The organism is bacterium, assembly GCA_016873475.1.
Taxonomy (GTDB): domain Bacteria; phylum Krumholzibacteriota; class Krumholzibacteriia; order JACNKJ01; family JACNKJ01; genus VGXI01.
In genome coordinates, this window is sequence record VGXI01000161.1 from 1 (window position 1) to 7,551 (window position 7,551).

Below are 7,551 nucleotides of genomic sequence, written 5' to 3' on the forward strand. Positions count from 1 at the left end.
CCCCCGCTGGGCAGCGGCTCGCCCGCTTCGTCGATCGCCACCCAGCTCACGCGGTGCTCGCCGGCGCCGCGCGGCTCCTCGTCGAGCACGATCCCCACGCGCCGGCCGGAGGACTGGTAGACCTCGAGGGTCACCGTGCCCGGGCGGGGCAGGCGGAAGCTGAAGGTCGTGTGCGGATTGAAGGGATTGGGATAGGCGCCGGTGAAGAGCAGTTCCGTTTCGGGCAGGCCGGCGCCGGTCGCGGTCGTCAGCGCCGACTCGAAGGCGCCGAGATCGGGCGCGCTGCCGGCCGGCTGCGGCCGGGCGAGGCCCGCGAGATCCAGGGCCGGCGCGCCGGCTGGATCGCCGGTGCCCAGGCAGGGACTGTCCTCGGCAAGCCGGAAGTCGCCGCCTCGCGCGTCGACGAAGCGCGGATCCTCGGCCAGCACCGCCTGCCCGATGAGCCCGCCCGCGACCAGGCAATTGCGCAGGCCCAGGTCGCCGGCGGCGAGGACCTCCGCCGCCTCGGGCGCCAGGTTGCCCCAGAAGATCGAGTTGATCAGCTCGGGTGTGTCGCCCGCCGTCATCAGCGCGAAGGCGCCGCCGCGCTCGCTGGCGCGATTGCCCCAGCAGCTGAGCTGGCTGCCCATGAAGCGGCCGCCGTCCAGGCGCAGGGCGCCGCCGATCGGCGCCTCGTTCTCGCTGAAGAGGCAGCTCGTGACGAGCAGGTCCGCCCCCGGCGCCTCCCAGGCGATCGCGCCGCCGCCCCGCGCGGCCGCGGGGCTGCCCTCGACGCGGTTCTCCTGGAAGCGCAGCGCGTCCAGGCCGCCGCTGACGCCGAAGAGCGCCAGCGCGCCGCCGCGCAGGCCGGCCCGGTTGCCGAGGAAGCGACTGCGCAGCGCGGCGAAGAGGCCGCCGCTCTGGCTGATCGCGCCGCCCACGCCCTCCGCGGCATTGCCCACGAAGGCGCAGCCGTCCAGCTCGAGCGAAGCGCCCATCGCCTGAATGGCGCCGCCGTCGCCGCCGCTGCGGTTCTCGCGCAGCATGCAACGAATCAGCTTGAGGCCGGCGTCCGTCCAGATCGCGCCGCCCGCGCCCTGCTCGTCGGCGGCCGTGCAGCCCGCCAGCTCGCAGTCCTCGAGGACGAGCGCTACGCCCTCGCTGGCGATCGCACCGCCGCGCAGGGCATCGTGACCGTTCCAGAGGCTCAGCCCCTGCAGGCGCAGCTGCGCGCGCCGCTCGCCGCTCCGCGGCGCGCTGAGCCGGAACAGCCGGCGCCGGCCGCCGCCGTCGAGGATCACCGAGCCCGGCTCGCCCGCAGCGCGCAGGAACAGCGACTTGCCGCCGACGAAGAGCTCCGTGTTCATCGCACCCGTGTAGCGGCCAGGTCGCACGAGGATCGTGTCGCCGTCAGCCGCAGCATTGAGCGCGAGCTGGATCTCCGGGAAGGGGCGCGCGGCGCTGCCGTCGCCCTCTTCACCCGCGCCGCGCGCGGCGAGGTCCACGGTCCAGAGCGAGCCGGCGAAGACGACGTCGATGCCGCCGGCGAGCTGGCAGCTGTCCTCGCGGCCCGCGGCGTCGCGCACGCGCAGGCGCGGCGCGTAGCGGCCCGGCCGGCGGAAGCCGAAGCTGTGCGGACCGGGGCCGAGGGCATCGGTGGCGCCGTCGCCGTCGAAATCCCACTCCCAGCGGGCGATCGGCGCGGCGAACGGCAGGGAGCAGTCCTTGAACTGCACGGGCTGGCCGGCGCGCAGGCGCTCGGCCGAGACGGCCATCGCCGCATAGGGCCCCTGCGCTGTCGTCTGCAGACCCACGGCGCGGGTCCAGTCGCCGAAGTGGCAGCCCGCGTCGTACGCGATGCGGAAGAAGCCGCCCTCGCCCCAGCTCTCGCCCCAGCTGTTCTTGGCGATGAAGCAGCTCTGCGCGTCGTCGTAGCCCACGATCGCGACGGCGTGATAGCCCGCGAGCTCACCGAGCGCGCTGTAGACGCCGCCCGTGTAGGCGAAGAAGCCGCTGTGCACGGCCATCGTCGTCACGAGGGGACCCTGATCGCGCAGCGCGCGCTTGATCGCCTCGCGGTCCGCGGCAGCGCAGACGAGGCCCGCGTCGCGGAAGCGGAAGCGGCGCTCGCGGCCGGGACCCGGGCAGCCCGGGGCGGCACTCGCGCGGTAGGGCAGCGCGCTCTCGGCGAGCAGGCCCTCGGTCTCGGCGAACCAGAGCACGTCCTCGGGCCAGCCGCCGGCGCAGCCCTGGCCGAGCCCGTAGTCGTCCAGGCAAGAGAGGAGCTGCTGCTCGGCGAGATCGAAGTCGGCGAGTTGGCCGCCGCGACCGGCGCGCAGCAATGCGCTCTCCAGGGCCGCCGTCGGCGCGAAGATCCAGCCCGTCGCGCAGGGCCCCTGGTCGCGCACACCGCTGACGAAATCGCCGCCCGCCGCCCGCCAGTCGAGGCGCGCCGGCAAGGCGCCGCCGGCGCCGCGCGCGGGGGCGCCCCCGCGGGGAGGCTCCGGCCAGGGCCGCTCGCCCAGGCGGCGCTGCCGATCCTCGGGCGCGAGGCGCAGGATGCCCGTCTCCCCCGCCCGCCAGCGCAGGCCGTCCCGCTGGATCGCCGCCTGCAGCCCGGCCAGCTCACTGCGCAGGGCCGACCGGTGGCCGACCGACAGGGTGTCGGGACCGAGCTGGGGCGAGCCCGCGCCGCCCGCGCGGGGCGCCGCCTGCGGGGCGCCGAGGGCCAGCGACGCCTGCGCGACAGCCGCGAGGAGCAGACCGCTGAGAGTTGTGAGCCGCGGGCGGCGCACGGGAACACCTCGGGACGATGCGGGGGGATTGGGATTCGGGGCCCAGAGTGTAGATCCGGCGCCGGCTTCGCGCGAGGGGGCTGGGCGTCCAAGTGTCAGAAATGTGGCCTGTCTGTCCAATTTTCGGAGACTTCCTGACTGCTCGCTCTCACATCGCTGCCATGCATTGTCAATATGGGCACAAGGGGGCGGTCGCCGCCTCGAGCCGGAAAGGCCCGGGGCCCGCGCCCGGCCACTTCAGCCCTTCACGACGCCCAGCGGACGCAGGCGGGCCACCTTGGTCGCGAGCCCGGCGTGGGCGACCACCTCCACCACGGCGTCGACATCCTTGTAGGCTTCGGGCTTCTCCTCCGTGATCCCCCGCCGGCTGGCCGCGGCGATCAGGATGCCCCGCGCGGCCAGCGCCTCGATCACGCTCTCGGCCCGGCTCTCCCGCTCGGCCTGCCCGCGGCTGAGCCGCCGGCCCGCGCCGTGGCAGCAGGAGCCGAAGCTCTCGGCGAGGCTACCCGGCGCGCCGGCCATCAGCCAGCTCGCCGTGCCCATGCTGCCCGGGATGAGCACCGGCTGGCCGGCCTCGCGCAGCGCGGGCGGCAGCTCGGCGTGACCGGGCGGAAAGGCCCGCGTCGCCCCCTTGCGGTGCACGAGCAGACGGCGGCCTCCCTGCTCCTCGAACTTGGCGATGTTGTGCGCCACGTCGTAGACCAGTGGCAGCGACGCGAGGCCCCAGTCGCGGCGAAAGACCTCCCGCGCGCGCTGCGTGAGGAGCTGGCGATTGGCGAAGGCGAAGTTAGCCGCCGCCGCCATCGCGCCGAGGTACGCGCGGCCCTCGGGCGAGCGGATCGGCACGCAGGCGAGCTGGCGGTCGGGCACCTGCAGCCGGTAGCGGCCCATGGCGCGGTCCATCACCCGGAGGTGGTCACCGCAGACCTGGTGGCCGAGGCCGCGGCTGCCCGTGTGCAGGAGCAGCACGGCCTGTCCCGCCTCGACACCGAAGGCCGCCGCGGCCGCCGGCGCGAAGACCGCCTCCACCACCTGCAGCTCGAGGAAGTGGTTGCCCGCGCCGAGACTGCCGAGCTGCTCGGCGCCCCGCGCTCGCGCCCGCTCGGAGACCTGGTCGGGATCGGCGCCGGCGAGGCAGCCGCCCGCCTCGCAGTGCGCGAGGTCGGCGGCCTCGCCGCCCTGCTCCTCGTCGAGCACCCAGGCCGCGCCGCGCGTGAGGACGCGCTCGAGATCGCGCTCGGCCAGGCGCCTGTCGCTGCCCTTGCCGAGCCCGGCCGGCACGGCGCGGAAGAGCGCGTCGAGCGTCTCCCGCAAGCGCGGCCTCAGCTCGGCGGCGCTGATCGGCAGTGCGATGAGGCGCACGCCGCAGTTGATGTCGAAGCCGATGCCGCCCGGGCTCACCACGCCGGCCTCGGCGTCGAAGGCGGCCACGCCGCCGATCGGGAAGCCGTAGCCCTGGTGGGCGTCGGGCATCGCGAGGCTGGGCCCCCCCTGCCCGGGCAGCGTGCTCACGTTGGCGAGCTGGCGCAGGGTCTCGTCCTTCTCGATCTGGCGCAGGAGCGCCGCGTCGGCGAAGAGGCGCGCCGGCACACGCTGGCCGGCCACGCTGCCCAGGGGCAGCTCCCAGCGGCAGCCGTCGAGCTTGCGCAGCGAAGCGGCGAGGCCCATCGCGCTCTCCTACAGGTCCAGCAGCACGGCCAGGCGCCAATGCCCGTCCCGCTCGCCGAACTCCAGGTCGTGCCAGGTGACGGCCTTCACGCCCAGCCCCGGCGCATGCCGCGCGGGATCGAAGGGCTCCCAGCCGAGGCGCCCGGCGAGCGTGCCGCCCGCGAGGCGCTCGACCGCGAGCGCCGCCGGCAGTGCGGCCTCGGTCTCGAAGCGGAAGAGCAGCTCCTCGAGCAAAACGGCGAGCAGGGTCGGCGCGTCGGCGGCGTGGAGCGCCAGGGCGCGCCACTCGCGCGGAGCGATCTCGCCCTCGGCCAGGAGGCCGCCGAAGGCCGCCACCGCGGCGCCGAGCGCGGCGGCTGCCGTCTCGCCTTCGGCCTCCAGGCGCAGATCGCCGCCGGCGGGACGCAGGCGCGCCTCGGCGCTCATCGCCGGCCCTTCACGGCGAGGAAGACGAGGCGCCGCGCGTCCAGCTCGAAGGGCGCGCCCTCGTAGTCGCCGAAGGCGCGGCAGTCGCCGAGCCCGACCGCCTCGGCCATGCCGACCAGTTCGCGCAGCGTGTAGAGCCGGATGCTGCTGCGCGCGCGCCGGCGCCGGCCGCTGGCCGGCTCGAGGAAGGTCCAGTCGGTCTCCACGCGGCCAGCCAGCGCGTCGTAGTGCGTCTGGTTCACCAGCGTGACGCCCCCGCGCTCGCTCCACTGCTGCCGCGCGAAGCTGGGAAAGATCGTCTCCGGGCTGTGCAGGTCCATGGCGAGCACGCCGCCGGGCTTGAGGGCCGCGGCGAGGGCGGCGAGCTGCCGGCGATTGCCCCCCTCGTCGAAGTAGCCGAAGCTGCCCCACCAGCACAGGGCCAGGTCGAAGCGGCCTCGCCAGCGCGCGCGGCGCATGTCGCCCGCCACCCAGTCGAGGGCGAGACCCGCCGCGCGCGCCTTGCGGCGGCCGGCGGCGAGCAGGGCGGGCGTGGCGTCGAGGCCCGTCACCCGGTAGCCGCGCCGCGCGAACTCGCGGCCGAGGCGGCCGTCGCCGCAGGGCGCGTCGAGCACGGCGAGCGGCGGCCGCAGGTCGCTGACGGCCTCGAGGAAATCCACGGCGGGCCGCACGAGGGCCGGCTCGTCCATGGCGAGCTGATAGCGCAGCCAGGGCCCGCTGAAGAAGCGCTCCCACCACTCGCGCCGCGCGGCCATCAGTCCTCCCTCAGCACCTTGCTCACGCAGAAGACGTCCTCGCGCCCGTGGTAGCCGAGCGCCTCGTAGAAGCCCAGCACGCGCCGATTGGTCGCGAGCACCGAGAAGGTGATCTTCACGACGCCCGCGCCGCGCCAGGCCGCCTCGATCGCCGCCATCAGCGCGCGGCCCAGCCCCTCACCCTGGCGCTCGGGCGCCACGGCGAGATGCCAGAGGTTCGCGCGGCGACCGTCGAAGGTGCCGAGCGCGGCGCCGACCAGCGCGCCCTCCGCGTCCCAGGCGCCGAGGCAGGTCTCGGGATTGCGGTCCAGCACGCGGGCCAGCTCGGCGAGCGAATCGCTGGTGCCCAGCTCGATGCCGGCCCGCGCCCAGAGCGCAAGCGCGGCCGGGAGATCGGCGGGGGTGAGCGGCCGGATCAAGGGCGGGGCCATGCTCAGGCCTCCTCGCCCCGTTCGCGGCGGCGCCAGGCGAGGAACTCGCGGATCTTCGCCTCGTGGCCGTGCCCCGTGGGCTCGTAGTAGTGCCGGGGCCCGATCTCCGCGGGGAAGTGCGACTGGCGCAGGCCGCCCTCCGGGTCGCTGTGGGCGTAGACGTAGCCCTCGCCGTAGCCCAGCTCCTTCATCAGGCGCGTCGGCGCGTTGCGCAGGTGCAGCGGCACGGGCGCGTCCGGCAGGGCCTCCACGTCCGCCGCCGCGGCCTGGATCGCCGTGTAGACGCGGTTGCTCTTGGGCGCCGTCGCGAGGTAGAGCACCGTCTGCGCGACGGCCGTGTCGCCCTCGGGCAGGCCGAGGAAGTGCACGGCCTGCATGCCGGCCACCGCGAGCTGCAGCGCGCGCGGGTCGGCGTTGCCGATGTCCTCGCTCGCGAAGCGCACGAGGCGGCGCATCAGGTAGAGCGGATCCTCGCCGCTGGCCAGCATGCGCGCGGCCCAGTAGAGCGAGGCGTCGGGATCCGAGTCGCGCAGGCTCTTGTGAAGGGCGCTGATCAGGTTGAAGTGCTCCTCGCCGGCCTTGTCGTAGCGGTGGCTGCGCCGACGCATCAGCTCGGCGGCGGCTGCCACCTCCAGGCGCGGCGGCTCGCCCGTCAGGCTCGCCGCCAGCATCTCCAGCGAGTTGAGCGCCACGCGCGCGTCGCCGTTGCTGGCGCCGGCGATCAGCGCGAGCGCGCCCTCCTCGGCGACGATCCCCTGGGCGCCCAGACCGCGCTCGCCGTCGGCGAGCGCGCGCTCGAGCAGGGTGAGGATGTCGCCCTCGCCGAGGGCCTTGAGCGTGAAGACGCGGCTGCGGCTGAGCAGCGCGCTGTTCACCTCGAAGCTGGGGTTCTCGGTCGTGGCGCCGACGAGGACGATCGTGCCGTTCTCCACGTGCGGCAGGAAGGCGTCCTGCTGCGCCTTGTTGAAGCGGTGGATCTCGTCGACGAAGAGCAGGGTGCGCCGGCCGCTGAGCGCGAGGCGGTCACGGGCGGCGGCCACGAGGGCGCGCACCTCCTTGACGCCGCTGGTCACCGCGCTGAAGGTGGCGAACTCGGCCTCGACGATGCCGGCCAGGATGCGGGCGAGGGTGGTCTTGCCGGTGCCGGGGGGACCCCAGAGGATGAGCGAGCTGGACAGGGCGCCGCTGTCGAGGTAGCGGCGCAGCGGCTTACCCTCGCCGAGCAGCTGTTCCTGGCCGAGGAATTCGTCCAGGTTGCGGGGACGCATGCGCTCGGCCAGTGGGGCCGGTGCCTTGCTCGCGAAGAGGTCCATGCCGGCAGCATACCAGGGCCGCCCGACGCGCGAAAGGTCGGCCGCGGGGCCGGACTCTACTTCAGGAGCAACAGCTTCTGCCGGCCCAGCTCGCGGCCGTCCAGGCGCAGGCGGGCGAAGTAGACACCGCTCGCCGCGCGCTGGCCCTGGGCGTCCCGGCCGTCCCAGAGGACGAAGCCCGGGG

6 protein-coding genes are annotated in these 7,551 nt (G+C 75.0%); all 6 read right to left on the reverse strand.

What is annotated here, in order from left to right; translation table 11 throughout:
* Window positions 1-2,774 (reverse strand): hypothetical protein (locus FJ251_11835; GenBank protein ID MBM4118402.1); only part of this gene is annotated, 2,774 nt, incomplete at its 3' end.
* Between the two features lie 237 nt (window positions 2,775-3,011).
* Window positions 3,012-4,442, reverse strand: coding sequence for an RtcB family protein (locus FJ251_11840; GenBank protein MBM4118403.1), 1,431 nt, complete (start codon window positions 4,440-4,442; stop codon window positions 3,012-3,014).
* Between the two features lie 9 nt (window positions 4,443-4,451).
* Window positions 4,452-4,868 carry an archease gene (locus FJ251_11845; protein ID MBM4118404.1) on the reverse strand — a complete coding sequence of 139 codons (417 nt, stop codon included), beginning with the start codon at window positions 4,866-4,868 and terminating at the stop codon, window positions 4,452-4,454.
* Window positions 4,865-5,623: a class I SAM-dependent methyltransferase gene (locus tag FJ251_11850; protein MBM4118405.1), complete on the reverse strand. Its 759-nt coding sequence runs from the start codon at window positions 5,621-5,623 to the stop codon at window positions 4,865-4,867. Before FJ251_11850 ends, FJ251_11845 begins: the two co-directional genes overlap by 4 nt.
* A complete protein-coding gene (locus tag FJ251_11855; GenBank protein MBM4118406.1) occupies window positions 5,623-6,054 on the reverse strand; it encodes a GNAT family N-acetyltransferase in 432 nt (143 codons plus the stop codon). The genes FJ251_11850 and FJ251_11855 overlap by 1 nt, the downstream gene beginning before the upstream one ends.
* 2 nt (window positions 6,055-6,056) lie before the next feature.
* Window positions 6,057-7,367, reverse strand: coding sequence for a replication-associated recombination protein A (locus FJ251_11860; protein MBM4118407.1), 1,311 nt, complete (start codon window positions 7,365-7,367; stop codon window positions 6,057-6,059).
* Between the last annotated feature and the right edge of the window lie 184 nt (window positions 7,368-7,551).

Bases quoted from the DNA above. Each gene is read 5' to 3' on its own strand.
- FJ251_11840 (MBM4118403.1), bottom strand. From the start codon at position 4,442: ATGGGCCTCGCCGCTTCGCTGCGCAAGCTCGACGGCTGCCGCTGGGAG.
- FJ251_11845 (MBM4118404.1), bottom strand. From the start codon at position 4,868: ATGAGCGCCGAGGCGCGCCTGCGTCCCGCCGGCGGCGATCTGCGCCTG.
- FJ251_11850 (MBM4118405.1), bottom strand. From the start codon at position 5,623: ATGGCCGCGCGGCGCGAGTGGTGGGAGCGCTTCTTCAGCGGGCCCTGG.
- FJ251_11855 (MBM4118406.1), bottom strand. From the start codon at position 6,054: ATGGCCCCGCCCTTGATCCGGCCGCTCACCCCCGCCGATCTCCCGGCC.
- FJ251_11860 (MBM4118407.1), bottom strand. From the start codon at position 7,367: ATGGACCTCTTCGCGAGCAAGGCACCGGCCCCACTGGCCGAGCGCATG.